The organism is Segetibacter koreensis DSM 18137 (assembly GCF_000374045.1).
Classification (GTDB): domain Bacteria; phylum Bacteroidota; class Bacteroidia; order Chitinophagales; family Chitinophagaceae; genus Segetibacter; species Segetibacter koreensis.
In genome coordinates this window covers 217,279-234,222 of the sequence record NZ_KB893370.1, presented here as the reverse complement: position 1 = coordinate 234,222, position 16,944 = coordinate 217,279, and the positions used below count along the sequence as shown (strand labels likewise).

Here is a 16,944-nt window from a genome sequence, read left to right as displayed (position 1 = left end):
TTTCACAATTAAAATTTTTATTACTTGAAAATTAAAAGTTTATATCCACTGACTTTTTTTGCAGTATTACAGGTTGTTTCGCTGGTTGCCTTTTCGCAGAGTGAGCCCGATGTAAATAATCTGAAACTAAAAGATTATCGCCCCGTTTCCATTTACAAGGTACCACAAACGAACGTTGAAAAAGCAAAATTTGCTGCTATAGATTTTCATTCTCACGACTATCCTAAATCTGATGCAGAAGTAGACGAATGGGTAAAAACAATGGACAATGCAGGTATTGCAAAAACAATTATTCTTTCCTATTCGACAGGAAAACGTCTTGATTCTGTAATTGATAAATATAGTCGTTATAAGAACAGGTTTGAAGTCTGGTGCGGCTTTGATTATACGGATAATGACAAACCAGGGTGGGAAAAGAAGGCTGTGGCAGAACTGGAAAGATGTTACAAAAAAGGAGCAAGAGGAGTGGGTGAATTAGGTGACAAAGGCTTGGGAGAATTTTATTCTACGCCAACACCGGGCTGGGGCATACACATAGATGATGCCCGCATGAAACCTTTGATAGAGAAATGTGGAGAATTGCATATGCCGATAAGTATTCACGTTGCCGAAGATGCATGGATGTACCAAAAACCTGACTCTACAAATGATGGATTAATGAATTCATCGAAATGGCAGGTTGATCTTACGAAAAAAGGAATAATTGGTCACGATGAATTAATTACAACCTTAGAGAATGCAGTAAGAAATAATCCGAAAACAACTTTTATTGCTTGTCACCTGGCTAATACTTGTTCAGACTTAAGTGTTTTAGGAAGGTTATTCGATAAATATCCAAACCTGTACGCTGATATTGCAGCACGTTATGGAGAACTTGCACCCATACCGCGCTATGTACATGCGTTTATAGAAAAATATAACAACCGACTCGTATATGGAACAGATATGGGGCCCGATAAGGAAATGTATCATACTACTTTTCGTATTCTCGAGACGGCCGATGAACATTTTTATGAGCATAATCAATTTGGATATCACTGGCCGTTATATGGATTGTCACTTACAGATGCTACATTGAAAAAGTTATATAGTGAGAATGGGAAAAAAATATTGAGCCGTTAAAACTGATTTGTTTTTTTTAAATAAATTTTTCAAAAATCATATTTTATCAGAAAAGCAATTAAATACTATTGGTGAATAAGAAATATTTAATAGTGCCAGCATTCAAGCACTATTAAACATTGTTGTGTCACTCACTTGTACTTTCTGTCTCTTTATTCAGCTTTTCTGACCTGCTTTTAAAAAAGTTAGTTCTTGCCGTTACTGCTTCGTTTTTCAAAAATTAAAACCTCTAACGATGAATCCATTAGGAAGAAGAGAATTTATTAAAAACACTGCAATAGCAGGCATAGGAACCACAGTTCTTAGCAACGATTTACTTGCAAACAATGAAAGTAATCAAAAGAAAGTAAAAAAAGTGATAGTTGCCGGAGCCGGCATAGCAGGACTTTGTACCGCTTATGAATTAATGAAAAAAGGACATGAGGTAACCGTGCTGGAAGCATCGGGCCGACATGGTGGACATGTAATGACAGTTCATGATGGACTTTCTGATGGTTTGTATGGCGATTTCGGAGCTGAGCATTTCACAAAACCAGGGTACGAAAAATATTGGGAGTATACCAAAGAATTAAACCTGACACCTCTTGCTTATCCAAGACGAAAAAATCTTTTAAGGCAAATTGGTGGTAAATTCTATACTGAGGAAATGTTAGCCGATCCTACAGTGTTAAGAAAATTAGGTTTTAATGAAAAAGAAGTAAAACATTTATCAAAAAATCCTTTTTGGGATTTAGAATCTTTATATGTAAGTCCATACCTCGACAAGTTTACGGATGAATATCAGCCTTTCAATGTTGGTTATGATCATTTAGATAAAATCCCGGTTGCTGATATTTATAAAAAAGATGGAGCTTCGGCTACGGCTTTAGGTTTTCTTGGCGGTAAAAATTCCTCTGCCTTATTTGAATTATGGAGATCGGCAATATTAAAGTTAAGGGGAGTGCCACAGTTTCCTGTAGAAGTATATCGTCTAAAAGATGGAAACCAGATGATGCCAAATGCATTTGCTAAAAAACTAGGTGCACGAGTGTGGTTAAATAGTCCTATTCTTTCTATACAACATAGCCCTACGGGAGTATCGGTGAAGTATCGCCAAATCAATGAAGAACAGGAAATGACTGCTGATTTTCTTGTTAATTGCATTCCTCTGCCTGCTTTCAAAAATATTCCTGTGACACCTGCGTTGCCACCGGAAAAAAAATATATAGTTGATAGTCTTGCTTACGATTCATATCAGCGTTTTGTTTTTCAGGCCAGTTCAAAATTTTGGCTTAATGATAATCTAAGCATTAATATGGAATTTGAGCATCCTGATCTTTGGTCGGTCTGGCAAAGTGCAGATGAAGTAGATACACACAGGGTAATCATATTAGGAACCGGGCCCGGAGGTATTTCCGTACAGAGAGCACTTGCTGCATTCAGAGAATTGTATCCTGGTAAAAAAGATACTATTGAACAGGCCGTAAGCAGGGACTGGACAAAAGAAACTTATTCTTATACCTGTGAACGACTTAGCTTTCCTATCGGTGAACTGCATAAGTTTTGGCCCAATGTAATGGCTCCGGTTGGTCGTATTCATTTTGCCGGTGCGTATGCAGACAATCTAAACTGGGGAATGGAAGCGTCTACAAGGTCAGCTAATCGCGTAGCTAATGAGATAGATAAAGCCTGATTTCTATTTTTTATGCTAAAAATAATTCACCGACATGAGTGATTCCAATTGGTTTACATGCAGAAAAGCAGTAATTATTTGAAAAGGTAAAACTTGTGTTTTAACGGGGTAAAACTTCCTTTCTGCTGTTTCCTTTATAATCAAAAATGTCAATAGAATTTACATCTTTACCAACTTTCAACTTTCTCGAGCTCTGCGAAAGGTAATTGCTGCCATAGTAAAACTCTTGCCGGTAAAATCGCCCATTTTTCTTTTTTACAATAGCATAAGCGTCAGTGTTTTTGATAGAAATGATACTTGCAGGCTTTTCCTTAAATTGAAAAGCCTGCATATTATTATCATTATTCGCAACTAAAATTACCTCTGAGCCGTTAGCAGTAATTTCTGCAAGGCCTTTTACATCTCTGTCTGCTTTAAAACCCGTAACAGAACTTTTTAGCGGCTTAAAATTTCCTTTTCCATCACCTGACAACAGCAATCCTTCCATAGCATCATACCTTCCCGTTGAAACCTCAGTGCTGTACGAATTACCGGCAATTAAAATATCCATGTTTCCATCATTATTATAATCACTTGCAATCATCCCAAAAACAGGGGCAAATTGTGCTTCCACAACAAGTGGCTTTCTTATAAAACTACCGTTCCCCTTATTTTCAAAGTAACTACTCTCAAAACACTCGCTTTTTATAACATATGCATCTGAGATTTCTGTCGGTAAAAAAGATTCTTCGAAAGTGGCTTTAGCATAGTCAGCGTAAGAAGGAAAACGTCGCCGCATGGAATTGATCTGCTTTATGATCTCGTCGCGTGTTGGATAAATGTAGTTTTTGCCATTTACATAATAACACATGATTGGGTCAATCCGTCCGTCCTTGTCATAGTCTTTTGCATAAATGCAAAGGGGTTCTTTTACTGTTGCTTTGTGCCGGCTATTAAGGCCGAGGTTGCCTGCAACGTAATCAATATCTCCGTCATTGTCAAAATCGGCCGCCGTAATACTGTTCCACCATCCGCTCGAATGTTCAACAGTCACCATTTTATTCAGCCTTCCTTTTTCATTTTTAATAAAAGTCAAAGGCTTGAATTCACCTGCAAGCACCAGATCCTGCCAGCCGTCATTATCGTAATCTGACCATAATGCCGATGTGACCATTCCGATATTTGAAAGATATGGGCAAACCTGGCTGGTGACATCAGTAAATTTTACCGTCACTTCCGATGCCTCCCCTGCTATATTTTCGTCAGCCGGGTGACTATCATTACGCAACAGATAACTTCGTGGAGGCAAAGGATAATTGCCGGGAGAAACTCTACCGCCAACAAAAAGATCTAGATCACCATCGTGATCGTAGTCGGAAGCAACTACACACGAGCCACTTGCTTTTGTATCTGGTAATGCCCCTGAGATCAACCGGAAGTTGCCCTTACCATCATTTTTAAAAAAAGCGTCCTGGTATTCTTCTGAGTTTTCCTGACTTTCAGAACCTCCACCTACTATATATAAGTCGAGATCGTTATCATTATCGGCATCAAACAGTAAGACACCCATATCATCTGACAATGATTTTTTTTCCAACGGATGTTGAATAAAGCTTCCATCTTTACTCTGAAAGAAAAAACTGCCATTCCCCGCTGCAGTGCCACCGATAAAAAAATCTTCTCTGCCATCTCCATTTACATCCCCGACTGCTATCCCCGGTCCGTTTTTAGAGAACATGTGAGGGAGTAAGGGCTGTATCTTAAAATCTTCAAAGTCAGCTTCTTTATGCTGATAGACGAGCCCCGTTTTACCTGTTATATCCGAAAAAATTTCCTGATGCTTTGCTACATTTTGTGGTTTATTTGAAATCTGATCTTTTACATCAAAATCAATCTGTAGAATTTGGCCTCCCTTTACGTTATACTCCGTTTGTTCACTTCCGTCGGGCCAGATAATTTTTAAACTGTCTGCTTTCTTATACCTTCCTAATCCGAAATGTACCACAGGTTCAACCGAAGATTCGTAGCCACGATAAGGATAAAATTCCTGGAACTGCATTTTACCATTAGTATAAACATACAGTTTGGCGCCGATGCCCTGGGTGTTTGGTTTCTTACCTTTCAACAGGATATTCAGGTAAGTATTCTTATTTGTCTCGCCGTTGTTCCTGTAAATTTTTGCTTCAGAATTAAAACAATTAATAACTAAATCAAGGTCACCATCGTTGTCAAGGTCAGCATAACAAGCGCCGTTCGAAAAACCTTTTTGTGTAAATCCCCAGTCGTCTGATCGTTTGGTTAAAGTAAGATCATTATTATTTTCGAAAAGATAACTCTGCAGCGGTACTTCTTCAAGGTTTTTTATAGCCTTAAGTTTTTCTTCCACCCTTGACGCTCTCGTGCCCATTGGATTTTGTTTTCGCGGCTGATAATTGATATAATCCAGGTTTCCAAGATCGCGGTAAAATCCATTGGTGACCATAAGATCTTTATCTCCATCATTATCGTAATCGGCCCACAATGCACTCCAGCTCCAGTCGGTACTGCTCACCCCGGACAAAAAACTGATATCGCTAAACGTACCGTTACCATTATTTAACTGCAGCGCATTTCGCGTGTATTGTGGCTCATAGCCCCGCTGAAGTAAAAGCTGGAACTTGTCGTAGCCGCCTGCCGGAATGATCATTTTTTTTCGATAGTTGTCTTCGGGCAACATATCAAGTGTATAAATATCAGGAAGGCCATCATTATTAAAATCAGCAATATCATTTCCCATCGAAGCAAAGCTTGTATGCTTTAAACACTCCGCAGTCTTATCACTAAAACTTCCATTACCATTATTTATGTATAAAATATCGTTAGTTAAAAAATCGTTTGACACATAAATATCCGGCCACCCATCTCCGTTAACATCGCTGATAGCTGCGCCAAGACTGTACCCTTCAACTAAAATTCCTGCCTCTCTCGATACATCTGAAAATGTAAGATCACCTGAAGGTGAGGCGCCGTTGTTCCGGTAAAGAATATCTGTCCCTAAAGACTCACCGTTTACTTTTCTTCCATGGACATCATTTACCCCGGCGACCATTTCATCGGCTGGATTAGTTATTAGAAAAAGGTCAAGATCGCCATCTCTATCATAATCAAAAAAAGATGCATTCATTGTTTGCCTTGTTTCAGCAACACCATATTCAGTCGCTTTTTCGGTAAACGTGACTTGCCGGTTCGGAGAGTTACCAGGTGAATGAGAAAACCCATTATTGATATAAAAAAGGTTATGGGTATCACCGAATTTTGAACTGCCGGCAACATTCACATAAATATCAAGAAAACCATCACCGTTTATATCTACCATTGAAACCCCTGTGCACCACCGGTTTGTCAGTAGCCCTGCTTTCTCTGTAATATCTTCAAACTTAAAATTTCCTTTGTTTAAGTATAATTTACCAGGTGTTTCATTTCCACTGAAATACAAGTCAACCAGTCCATCATTATTTATATCTCCGGCTGCTACTCCCGCCCCCGTATAGATATTCATATACTCAAATACGTTGTATTTATCATTTTCTTCCACTTTGTTATTAAAGTGAATGCCCGTTTGCGATGAAGGAAGCATTTGAAATAAGGTTTGCTTGTGGTTGCATGAGACAAATAATAACCCTAATACACAGGTCGCTAATGTCCAACAAATAGTATTGAAAATTGGATTTATATGATTTTTGCGTTTATTCAAAAGTTCAATTTGCGTTTTCTTCAAAAAAACTATAGATAACAACCGTTTGAATGTTGGGTGAAATTGTTAATCGACCACTGGATTGTGATAGATAAGAACTGCCATAATAAAACTGCTGCCAGCATTTCATACTGTTACGAAAGGTAGTACTTGTGTAAGTATCATCCGGATTAAAGGGACCTAACTTATGATTAGGCTTATTCAAACGATAAGCATGAAGACTATTAGAACTGCTGGTGTTAAGAAACATAGACGAATCATTTGTACCTGCTATTTCCACTACCGCATTGTCATCTCCGATAACATCGATCTGTTTCCTGTCTACCGTAAAATTCCCTTTGCCATTTACCCAAGAAGAAAACTACGCGCAGCAACGTAAGGGCTTGTTTGTGCTTCTGTTACGCGAATTTCCCGTACATAAAATATCCAAGTCACCATCGGCATTAAAATCTTCAGATGCCATGCAATTGATTGGGGCAAATTTTGCTTCTATCAGAAGATTCTAAATTACCAACTTGCCATTTCCCAGATTTTGAATTTACGCGCTGCTAAAAGTTTCGCAAATTAAAATGCACCCGCTCTCTTGGATGAAGAAACTTCCCTAAAAACTGTATGTATCATGTTTTTTAAAGGCTACTAGCTATCAACAAATATAAGTATAATAATATATTACTCTGTTACGGATTTTGTACCAGGCTTCCATGGTTCCTGTCAATTTCATCTTGCGGGAAGGGGAATATTTTAGCTCCCCCGATATTCCATCGTATCATATCAAAATACCTGGCGGGCTCAAAACAAAGCTCTTTTTGTTTTTCTTTTTGAAGCTGCTGCATAGAAACGCCGGTTAATGGTGATAACCCTGCCCTTTGCCTTGTTGCGTTTACAAGGGCATCTGCCGTTTGGTAAACACTTCCGCCCTTAGGTTTACCCCCGCTTAATAAAGCTTCCGCGTGCAATAGCAACAATTCAGAATACCGGAAAAAGCGCTCATTGTTAAAGCTAACCCCCTGTCGATAATAAGCAGGGTCAGCATTTTTTTTACCTAAATATTTTTTTATGGCAAGGCCTGTAGGAGAAAGAGATGTAGGACCAGTGAGCGCCGTAGTAAACACACCTGATTTCATTACATTTGAACCTGTTTCATATACTGTATAGTCTTCACCCTCTTTATAGTACAGAGATTCATCCAGTCTTTTGTCAGCAGGTTCTTCGTCAAACAAGTCTTTTAGTTTCCTGGTCGGCACGAACCAGCGATTGGCTCCTGCATCTGTAAGTGCAATAAAGAACGATTGGCGAGATGTTCCCTGGGTAGATTTAAAGTCTTCATTGCCATTATCGTCTAATATCCAGCTGTTATCATCTGAGTAAGGTCCGCCAAACTGAATTTCAAATATGGACTCATTGTTGTTCTCATTTGTTACGGCAAAATTATCGTCGTATTGGGGAAGCAATTGATAACCGGCATTTTTTTCAACATCTTCAAAGGCTACTACGGCATCATCCCATTTTCCCATCCACACGTCCACTTTTCCTTCGTAAGCCCGAGCTGTCCATTTGGTAGCACGGCCTGTAAAGGCGGCATCCCATGAAGTTGGCAAATCTATAGCCGCAGCCTTGAAATCATCCAAACTCGCCTGCAAAAGGGCTGTTGGATCGCTATTTTTAAAAGTTTGCTGAAGCTTTTTAGCTGTTTCCGTTATTAGCGGGGCTGTTTTCCACATTTGAGCGGCCAAAAAATGAAAGAAACCTCTTATAAATTTTGCCTCTGCAACAACTACCTTTTTCTCCTCATCGGTAAGATTGTTTCTGCCATTATCAACCTGCTCCAACACAATATTGGCCCTGTTTATTCCTTCATACGTTTCGGCATATACAGTGTAAATGAATCGGTTATTTGGTTTTAAGTTCAGCGCATCTACATCCATTACCTCAACGTCTGAATTATTTTGAGAAGTATTAAACTGCGCATCATCGCTTGCAAGCATGCTTGTTACCCAAAAAGAGGCAGCCCCGTTATGTCCGCCAAAACTTGTGGCACTGTTAACGGCATATAAATCCTGCATAGATGAGTAGGCGGCAAAGAGGCCTCCTTCAAAATCAGATTTTTTATTGAAAAAAGTGGAGGTCGTGGTTTTATCCAATGGTGTTAAATCGAGTTTATTGCAGGAAACAACAATTGCTGCCACGCTTATAGCGGCTAAAATTACCAAAAGAAAACGTAGAAAAAATTTTTTTCTAATATTCATATAGAAGATTTATACTTGTGATTTGTATACTTTAAAAATTAATTTGCCAGCCTAACTGAAACATTCTTGGTTGCGGTGAACTACCGTTATCATATCCATTTAAAAACTGGTTTTCTCCCCCTGCAAAACTTTGCTGCCTTGTAACTTCGGGATCGTAACCTTTGTATTTGGTAAATGTAAAAAGGTTCGATACACCTATATAAAAACGGGCATAAGAAATAACTCCTTTAGTCGCACTGGAAATTGATTTTATGTTGTAACCTAATTGCAGGTTTTTTACGCGAAGAAAGGCAGCGTTTTCTAAAAACCGATCAGTAAAGCCGTTGCTGGTATTGTAGCTGCTATTTGCACGGGGCATGCTATTGGTTTTATGAGTCGGAGTCCATCTCTCCAGCACGGCAACACTTTGGTTACTAGTTCCACTCATGCTTTCCAGACCTGAACGAGGACCGTCAAAAACCGTATAGTTACCTACGCCCTGCAATACAATTGACAAGTCAAGTGACTTATAATTGCCGTTTAAGCTCATTCCGTAAAAAAATTTGGGAATAGGGCTTCCTAAAAAAGTACGATCGGCATCTGTTAATTTTTTATCTCCATTCACGTCTACAAATCTAATATCTCCCGCCTTTGCACCAGCATATCCTTCTGTAGTGGGTACTTCAGCATCGGTTTGGTATATACCATCGGTTTTATACCCGTAAAAATAACCTAATGGCCTGCCCACCGAAATTCGCTTATCGTTGAGCTGAATATAATCAATTCCTTCAGGAAGCTTCGTAAATTGATTTTTTACATGCGTAAAATTACCACTAACATTGTAGCCAAAGTCGCCAATTTTGTCCCTGTAACTTAGAGTAACTTCAACTCCTTTGTTGGTTAAAGTACCCGAGTTTAAATCGGCAAACTGGTAAAAACCGGTAGTTAAAGCTACAGGAATGCTTATCAACAAATCTTTGGTTGTCCTGCTGAAATAATCAACAGAACCACTTAGCTTGTAATTAACCATGGAAAAGTCAAGCCCGATATTTGTCTGAATAGCTGTTTCCCATTTTAAGTCTGGATTAGCGAACAAAACGGGGGCGTAGCCAGTTACAATGGCCTGGTTGCCCTTGCCAACCACGTACTTTACATTGCTGCTAAGCGCAGGGAGATAGGAAAAATTAGTACCAGTAAACTGATTGCCAGACTGACCCCATCCAGCCCTGATTTTCAGATCATTAAACAATTTCGAGTCTTTTAAGAATTTCTCCTGGCTAAGCCTCCATCCAACCGAGAAGGATGGAAAATAGCCTGTATTATTTGCTTTAGCAAACCGTGACGATTTATCCTCCCTTATCGTAGCTGTTAGCAGGTACCGCTCGTCGTATGAATAAAACAAGCGGGCCAATTTACCCTGGATATTCCAATGATCGGCAGTTTCTGAAGAACCAAATGCGCCTGCTCCACCCGCTAATCCTAAAGGAGGGTTAAACAGGCCGTTAGCCTGTACCCTTAACCTACGTAGCAGGTAACTGGTTTGCTCATACCCAACTAAAGCAGTAAGTTTATTTTTGCCAAAAGTTTTGTCATAAGTAAGCGTATGTGTCAAGGTAAGCGTTGCTTCTTTTGGCTGCTCATTTACTATGAGTGAGGTTCGTGGGGCGCCACTGGCGTCAAAATCAATAGCATTCTGATAAAATACACCTGTTGCTTCGTTATAGTCAAGACCTATGCTGGCTTTATACTTCAAACCTTTTATTGGTTCGATTTCTCCATACAGGTTTCCTAATATTTTGTTATGTTGCAATTTAGTATAGCCCGCCCCCGGATCATTTTGCCAAAGCAGGTTTTGCGCGGACGCACCGCCCGTATTAGCGGTACTCGACGGGTTATACTCCCCGTTTGCCTTATAGGGCTGAAAAAAAGGAGCATTTGTAGTCGCAATAGATCCTGAATTCATCGTTTCTTCTGATTGTACCTGCCTTTCAGTTCTACCTAATAAAAGAGACTCTCCAAATTTTAGGTATTTACCAACTTTTACATCTGAAGTTGCTTTAGCCGAATACCTGGCGAAGTTCTGGGCTATTTGGATACCCTCCTGTTTGAAATAACCTCCCCCAAAACTATAAGTGGCATTTTGGTTTCCACCGGATACAGTGAGGTTATGGGTAGTGGCAACTCCGGTCCTATACACCAAATCCTGCCAATCCACAGTAGGTTTTCCGGCAAAAGCTGAAAAATCGTTATCCATTCCCTCCTTTTGAAATTTGATAAACTGCTCTGTGTTCAGCACTTTAAATAATTTATCCTTTGGAACCGCTTGAGCACCGACATATCCATCGTAACTAAGTACGGCAGTACCTGCCTTGCCCCGCTTAGTAGTGACCAGTATAACCCCGTTATTTGCACGGGCACCATATATAGCAGTAGCAGAAGCATCTTTTAATACATCAATACTTTCAATATCACTTGGGTTAATACCGGACAAAGGGTTCGATTCAGTACCGCTATTTGTGTTTACAGTTATCGTACTTGTATTTGTTGCAACAGGTACTCCATCAATTACCCAAAGCGGCTGGTTATTACCGGCCGTACCAATACCACGTATGCGCACTTCAATAGGAGCACCGGGATCTCCACTACGATTTGTGATATTAACACCTGCTATACGGCCAGTCAAAATCTGGTCCGGACTGGTAAAAGGTTTATTAGCAAAATCTTTTCTTGTTATTGAACCCACAGCACCTGTCAGGTCAGCTTTTCGTTGAGTTCCGTAACCAACGACAACTACCTCATTTAAATTACTTGTTTGAGCGCTTAAAGTTGCATTTACAGTACTTTTCCCTTTGGTTTCGACTGTGTTTCTGGCAAAACCTACAGATGAAAACTCTAACGTTGCATTTGATGGTGCATTAATTGTGTAATTGCCGTTAGCGTCCGTTTGTGTGGCTTGCTGTGTTCCTCTTATAGTAACTGTTACACCAGAAAGACCATTCCCTGATTCATCAGTTACTTTACCAGATACCGTTTTTCGCGAAGAGGAAGACACCGCCTGCGCGGAAACTTTGGTGTGTAAAATAACAGGTAGTCCGCTTAAAAAAATTAGGACAAAAGCTTTAAAAGCAATTTGCGAATTCATAGTTGTGGTGTTGTGGTTTGTTTTAATAAACTCAAACAATTAAAGTCAATTTTAAATTTCCTTATTATAAAATATAAGGAAGGCTGATTTTCTCATTTTCATTTCTAAAAAATCAATTATTTTCTTACTGATATTTTCTTACTGAAATATTTGAAATAAAAATTCTTTAAAAAAAACTTATTATGAGAATTTTACTATAAATTGTTAAAATTTTGTTCAAGTTAATATTTTTATCTAGTGCGAAAAATATTTTTTCAGTTACCAATTTTAAAAGCTGGGTGCAAACGATTGAGAAAGTAGCGCAAACGTTTGCGTAATTTTTAGTAATTGTTCATTTATGACATTTAAACAACCAACAATAAAAGAAATCGCTAAAAGGCTTAATATTTCAGTTTCTACGGTGTCTAGGGCTTTACACGATCATTCAAGTATAGGTTTGCGAACGAAAATGCGTGTTAGGCAAGTGGCAAATGAATTAAATTATGAGCCCAACCAGACAGCTATCTTTTTTCAGCAGCGAAAAACTTTTACTTTAGGTGTTATTCTGCCTGAGTTATCTGAAGCATTTTTTTCTACTGCTATTTCTGCTATTGAGGATACTGCTAATAAACATAATTACACTGTTTTATTAGGGCAATCGCACGATCAGGAAGAACGTGAAAAACAAATTGTCGAAACGATGAAAAATCATCGCGTCGATGGGTTGATTGTATCTATATCAAAGAATACCATAAATTTTGACCATTTCGAGGCGTTAAGAAAATATGCAATACCTGTTGTGTTTTTTGACCGGATTCCAAATATGCCTGATATTCATTATGTAGCGTGTAACATACAATCGGGATCACTACAGGCAGTTAGCTATTTATTAAATAAAGGACATAGAATAATTGGGATGATCAATGGGCCGGACAAAATGATGGCAAGCATGCAAAGGCTGGAAGGATATTTAAAAGCCATAAAGAAACACAGGCTAAAGTATGACCCAATTTTAATAGTATCATCAGATCTGACGAAGGAAGGCACGTATGATGCTATGCGGCAACTAACGACAATGCGTAGAAAACCTACCGCTATTGTTGCCTTCAATGATTATGTTGCTTTAGATGCTGTGCAATATGCAAGGGGGCAGCAAATGAAGATAAATGAAGATATTACTTTTGTAAGTTATGCAAATTTGCCCCTTAGTCATTATACGGCTTTTCCGCCTGCAGCTTCTGTTGAGCAATTTCCATATGAGCAAGGGCAGAAAGCTACAGAAATTTTATTGGACTTATTAAACAAAAACAAAGATGAAAATATACCTCCTTCTTATAACAACATTATCATTGAATCTAAGTTGGTAATCCGTAATAGCCAGTAATTCTTTTTCCTTTATTAGCGCAAAAGATGATCACTTTTAAATCTTCTATCGCCCGTGATACAATAAGTAATTGTAGTTAATTTTTTCTATATTGATTATGCTTTGTTTGATTTTTAAATTTTGTTTCAATAATTATTATAAATAGCATTCTATAATTCTTTACAACAGCAAATAAACACCTCGCCAGAAGCGATACTTTTCAGATAATCTTTAAATCCTACACAGCTGTTGGTAATTTTGTTGACTATTTAATTTAAGATATTAAAGATGCTTAAAAATTGTATTTTCATTATTTATGATAAATAATATAGTGCGCATAAAAGACATTGCAAAAAAAGCAGGCGTGTCAACAGGAACGGTAGACCGGGTAATACACGATAGAGGAAGGGTATCTAAAAAAGTAAAAGAAGATGTTTTAAAAATTTTAGAAGAGATGAATTATGAGCCAAATCTTATGGCTCGTGCCTTAGGTTCACATAAAGTGTATTTGCTTGCTGCTTTAATCCCCAACCCATTAACTGATTCGTTTTGGGAAGCTCCAAAATCCGGAATAGAAAAAGCGGAAAAGGATCTTAAACAGTATGGAATTGTTGTAAAACAATATATTTTTAATCCTTATGATGTCAATTCATTTATAGAAAAAGCAAATGAAGTTTCAGAAGATAATGTTGATGGCATTATTCTATCTCCCATATTCTATCGCCAGAGTTTGCTTTTTTTTGAAAAATGGAAAAATCAAAATATTCCTTTTGTATTATTTAATACTCAAATTGCCGAATATGATCCTTTGAGCTATATAGGCCAGGACTCTTTTCAAAGCGGATGTTTAGCAGGAAAATTACTACAGTATGGACTGCCGGATCCTTGCTCTGTTTTAATAGCTCACATAGACGAAGAAATAAGTAACGCTGCACACCTGATTACAAAAGAGCAAGGTTTTCGAAATTATTTCACCAAAAATAAGCTGGATAAAAAGTATACCATTTTAAGAATTGAATTAAACCGCTGCACTCAGAAAGTTTTCAATAAAAGGCTTGATGAGATTATTAGTAATACGCCAGATCTTGCAGGTATTTTTGTAACGACTTCCAAAGCTCATGTTATAGCAAAATATCTTGAGGACAAAAAAATTTCAAACATAAAAATAATCGGGTATGATTTAATTTCTGAAAATATACATTACTTAAATAATGGATCAATCAGTTTTCTTATAAATCAAAATCCAAAGGGACAGGGTTTTTGGGGAATACACCATTTGGCGGATTACCTGGTTTTTAAAAAGAAAGTGCCTGGTTTAAAATACCTGCCCCTTGATATCGTTACCAAAGAAAACCTCAGTTATTATGTAGAAGAAGGTAATAACCTTGCAGATTTGAATGTATCTGGTTAGGCCAAATCTTTTCATATTGTTAATAGGTTCATCAGCAGTATTTTTTATGCTTACAGATATAATTTGTACTTCCTTTTAAATTTAAAACTATTTCAATTTTAAAAAATATTACAGTCTTATAAAACTTTTACTAAATTGTGTGCGGGCACAACTTCCTCAATTAATATTTCTGATGAGTCAAATAATTAACCGCCGCAGATTTATCGGCCAAGGTTTAATCTTAGGTTCCGGCATTTCTGTAACACCTGCTTTAGCTTTTTCAGAATTTGCTGAAAAGAAAGTACGTCTTGGAATGATAGGTGTAGGGCTGCGAGGCACCGATCATCTTGAAAATATTCTTTTAAGAAAGGATGTGACTATACCTGCTATATGTGACATTGATCCGGAACGAATTGCCGTAGCACAGGACTTAATAACAAAAGCAGGTAACAAAAAAGCTGAAGTGTACTCCAAAAATGATCATGCCTTTCTCGATCTTTTAAAAAGGGAAGATATTGATGGTGTTATTATCGCTACTCCCTGGGAATGGCATACTCCAATGGCTGTTGCTGCTATGAAAGCCGGAAAATACGTAGGTGTCGAGGTGTCTGCTGCAAATACAGTTCAGGAATGTTGGGATTTAGTAAACACATCAGAAGCAACCGGGTCGCATTGTATGATAATGGAGAACGTCTGTTACAGGCGTGATGTAATGGCTGTCTTAAATATGGTACGGCAGGGTTTATTTGGTGAGATACTGCATTGCCACGGCGGCTACCAGCATGATTTAAGAAAGGTGAAATTTGAACCTGGCGTTGAGTTTGGAGCGAAAGGTATACATGAGGCACACTGGCGTACAGAACATTCTGTAAAACGAAACGGAGATGTGTATCCTACTCATGGTATGGGCCCAATAGCTAATATTTTAAATATAAATCGAGGTAACCAGTTTGTTTCTTTAACTTCTGTTGCTACAAAATCAAGAGGCCTGCATAAATACATAGTTGATAACGGTGGAAAAGATCATCCAAATGCAAAGGTTAAATTTCATTTGGGCGATATTGTTTCTTCCCTCATACAAACTGCCAATGGTGAAACAATTTTATTAACGCATGATACCAATTCACCACGGCCTTATTCCCTGGGTTTCCGTGTTCAGGGAACAAATGGTATTTGGATGAATGATGGAAATAATATTTATCTCGAAGGAACAAGTCCTTATGATAAATGGGAGCCATCTGCGGATCTACTTGCAAAGTACGATCATCCGCTTTGGAAACGTTTAGACAGTGATATTGGAAACGCCGGTCATGGAGGTATAGACTTTTTTGTAATGAACGCCTTTGTAGAAACCGTTAAAAGAAAAATTGCCCCGCCAATTGATGTTTATGATGCTGCCGCGTGGAGTGTAATAGCGCCGCTTTCTGAAGCATCTATTGCAAACGGTGGTGCTCCGCAAAAATTCCCTGATTTTACCAGTGGAAAATGGCAAAACCGTAAACCCGTATTTGCGCTTAACGATTCCTATTGAAATCAAAGAATCATAAACTGATAATGCAGATTGTATTATTATGGCTTTAGTGCAAAAAACCTAAGGTCAGAGATTAATCAGACGTTTTTATTAGAATAGAGATTACAACAATTATAAAGCAAAAAGTAATATTATTTGAAACTTTCAGTGCCATTTATTGATTCTGTCGGATCAGAAAGCAATATTGAAAAACTTGCCTTAGAAGCTGATAGCCTTGTAAGAAACCAAATTGCAATAACGCCGTGGCCTTTTTATACCTATAAACCAAATGTGTCTTTTGCAATTGCATATGGACCCAATTGCATCTTATTAAAATATTACGTCAGCGAAAAAAATATTCGGGCCGTTTATTGTACATCAAACGAGCCGGTTTATAAAGATACCTGCGTAGAGTTTTTTATTTCTTTTGGAAATGAAAAGGAGTATTACAATTTTGAGTTTAATTGCTTTGGAACTTGCCTGCTGGGTTACGGGAAAAACAGGGCGAACCGTAAACTACTACCAGAAACAATTATAAAGAAAATTAACAACCAATCTGTAATTACAACTTTTAATAGTCTCGGAACAGATGGGATAAATTGGAATCTTACCTTGATGATACCATTTGAAGTATTTTCTTATCATTCATTTACTTCTTTAAAGAACCAGGATTGTAAGGTAAACTTTTATAAATGTGGTGATGATTTGCCTGAGCCCCATTACGTGGTATGGAACAATATTGAATCTGAAAATCCTGATTTTCATTTATCAGAATATTTTGGTGATTTGAAATTTTTATAGGGGTTTTAAGTTGTTTTACCAAAGATGA

General features: G+C 38.0%; 10 protein-coding genes. 6 read left to right on the top strand and 4 right to left on the bottom strand.

Annotation, left to right across the window (positions count from 1 at the left end):
* Positions 1-24: 24 nt before the first annotated feature.
* Both B154_RS0123810 and B154_RS0123805 read left to right on the top strand, forming a co-directional pair.
* On the top strand, positions 25-1,122 hold the full coding sequence (locus B154_RS0123810) for an amidohydrolase family protein (protein WP_018616873.1): 1,098 nt from the start codon (positions 25-27) through the stop codon (positions 1,120-1,122).
* Positions 1,123-1,357: 235 nt separating this feature from the next.
* Positions 1,358-2,794, top strand: coding sequence for a flavin monoamine oxidase family protein (locus B154_RS0123805; protein WP_018616872.1), 1,437 nt, complete (start codon positions 1,358-1,360; stop codon positions 2,792-2,794).
* 100 nt (positions 2,795-2,894) lie between these two features.
* On the opposite strand, the gene B154_RS0123800 is transcribed toward B154_RS0123805, so the two are convergent.
* From B154_RS0123800 to B154_RS0123780, 4 genes are all read right to left on the bottom strand, one after another.
* Positions 2,895-6,389, bottom strand: coding sequence for a VCBS repeat-containing protein (locus tag B154_RS0123800; protein ID WP_018616871.1), 3,495 nt, complete (start codon positions 6,387-6,389; stop codon positions 2,895-2,897).
* A 121-nt stretch (positions 6,390-6,510) separates the two neighbouring features.
* Positions 6,511-6,786, bottom strand: a complete 276-nt coding sequence (locus tag B154_RS0123795) for a hypothetical protein (protein WP_018616870.1) — start codon at positions 6,784-6,786, stop codon at positions 6,511-6,513.
* Between the two features lie 397 nt (positions 6,787-7,183).
* Positions 7,184-8,752 carry a RagB/SusD family nutrient uptake outer membrane protein gene (locus B154_RS0123785; RefSeq protein ID WP_018616869.1) on the bottom strand — a complete coding sequence of 523 codons (1,569 nt, stop codon included), beginning with the start codon at positions 8,750-8,752 and terminating at the stop codon, positions 7,184-7,186.
* 31 nt (positions 8,753-8,783) lie between these two features.
* Positions 8,784-11,873: a SusC/RagA family TonB-linked outer membrane protein gene (locus B154_RS0123780; RefSeq protein WP_018616868.1), complete on the bottom strand. Its 3,090-nt coding sequence runs from the start codon at positions 11,871-11,873 to the stop codon at positions 8,784-8,786.
* A gap of 337 nt (positions 11,874-12,210) precedes the next feature.
* Between B154_RS0123780 and B154_RS0123775 the strand changes: the two genes are divergently transcribed.
* The 4 genes from B154_RS0123775 to B154_RS0123760 all read left to right on the top strand — a co-directional run bounded on the left by B154_RS0123775 (position 12,211) and on the right by B154_RS0123760 (position 16,916).
* On the top strand, positions 12,211-13,236 hold the full coding sequence (locus tag B154_RS0123775) for a LacI family DNA-binding transcriptional regulator (protein WP_018616867.1): 1,026 nt from the start codon (positions 12,211-12,213) through the stop codon (positions 13,234-13,236).
* A 295-nt stretch (positions 13,237-13,531) separates the two neighbouring features.
* Positions 13,532-14,626, top strand: a complete 1,095-nt coding sequence (locus B154_RS0123770; protein ID WP_018616866.1) for a substrate-binding domain-containing protein — start codon at positions 13,532-13,534, stop codon at positions 14,624-14,626.
* 172 nt (positions 14,627-14,798) lie between these two features.
* Positions 14,799-16,136 (top strand): Gfo/Idh/MocA family protein, encoded by a 1,338-nt coding sequence (locus B154_RS0123765; protein WP_018616865.1) that lies wholly within the window; start codon positions 14,799-14,801, stop codon positions 16,134-16,136.
* A 135-nt stretch (positions 16,137-16,271) separates the two neighbouring features.
* Positions 16,272-16,916 (top strand): carbohydrate-binding family 9-like protein, encoded by a 645-nt coding sequence (locus B154_RS0123760; protein ID WP_018616864.1) that lies wholly within the window; start codon positions 16,272-16,274, stop codon positions 16,914-16,916.
* The last annotated feature ends 28 nt before the right edge of the window (positions 16,917-16,944 follow it).

Excerpts from the sequence above, each read along its gene's own strand:
- B154_RS0123805 (WP_018616872.1), top strand. The coding sequence starts at position 1,358 with ATGAATCCATTAGGAAGAAGAGAATTTATTAAAAACACTGCAATAGCA.
- B154_RS0123800 (WP_018616871.1), bottom strand. The coding sequence starts at position 6,389 with ATGCTTCCTTCATCGCAAACGGGCATTCACTTTAATAACAAAGTGGAA.
- B154_RS0123785 (WP_018616869.1), bottom strand. The coding sequence starts at position 8,752 with ATGAATATTAGAAAAAAATTTTTTCTACGTTTTCTTTTGGTAATTTTA.
- B154_RS0123780 (WP_018616868.1), bottom strand. The coding sequence starts at position 11,873 with ATGAATTCGCAAATTGCTTTTAAAGCTTTTGTCCTAATTTTTTTAAGC.
- B154_RS0123775 (WP_018616867.1), top strand. The coding sequence starts at position 12,211 with ATGACATTTAAACAACCAACAATAAAAGAAATCGCTAAAAGGCTTAAT.
- B154_RS0123770 (WP_018616866.1), top strand. The coding sequence starts at position 13,532 with ATGATAAATAATATAGTGCGCATAAAAGACATTGCAAAAAAAGCAGGC.
- B154_RS0123765 (WP_018616865.1), top strand. The coding sequence starts at position 14,799 with ATGAGTCAAATAATTAACCGCCGCAGATTTATCGGCCAAGGTTTAATC.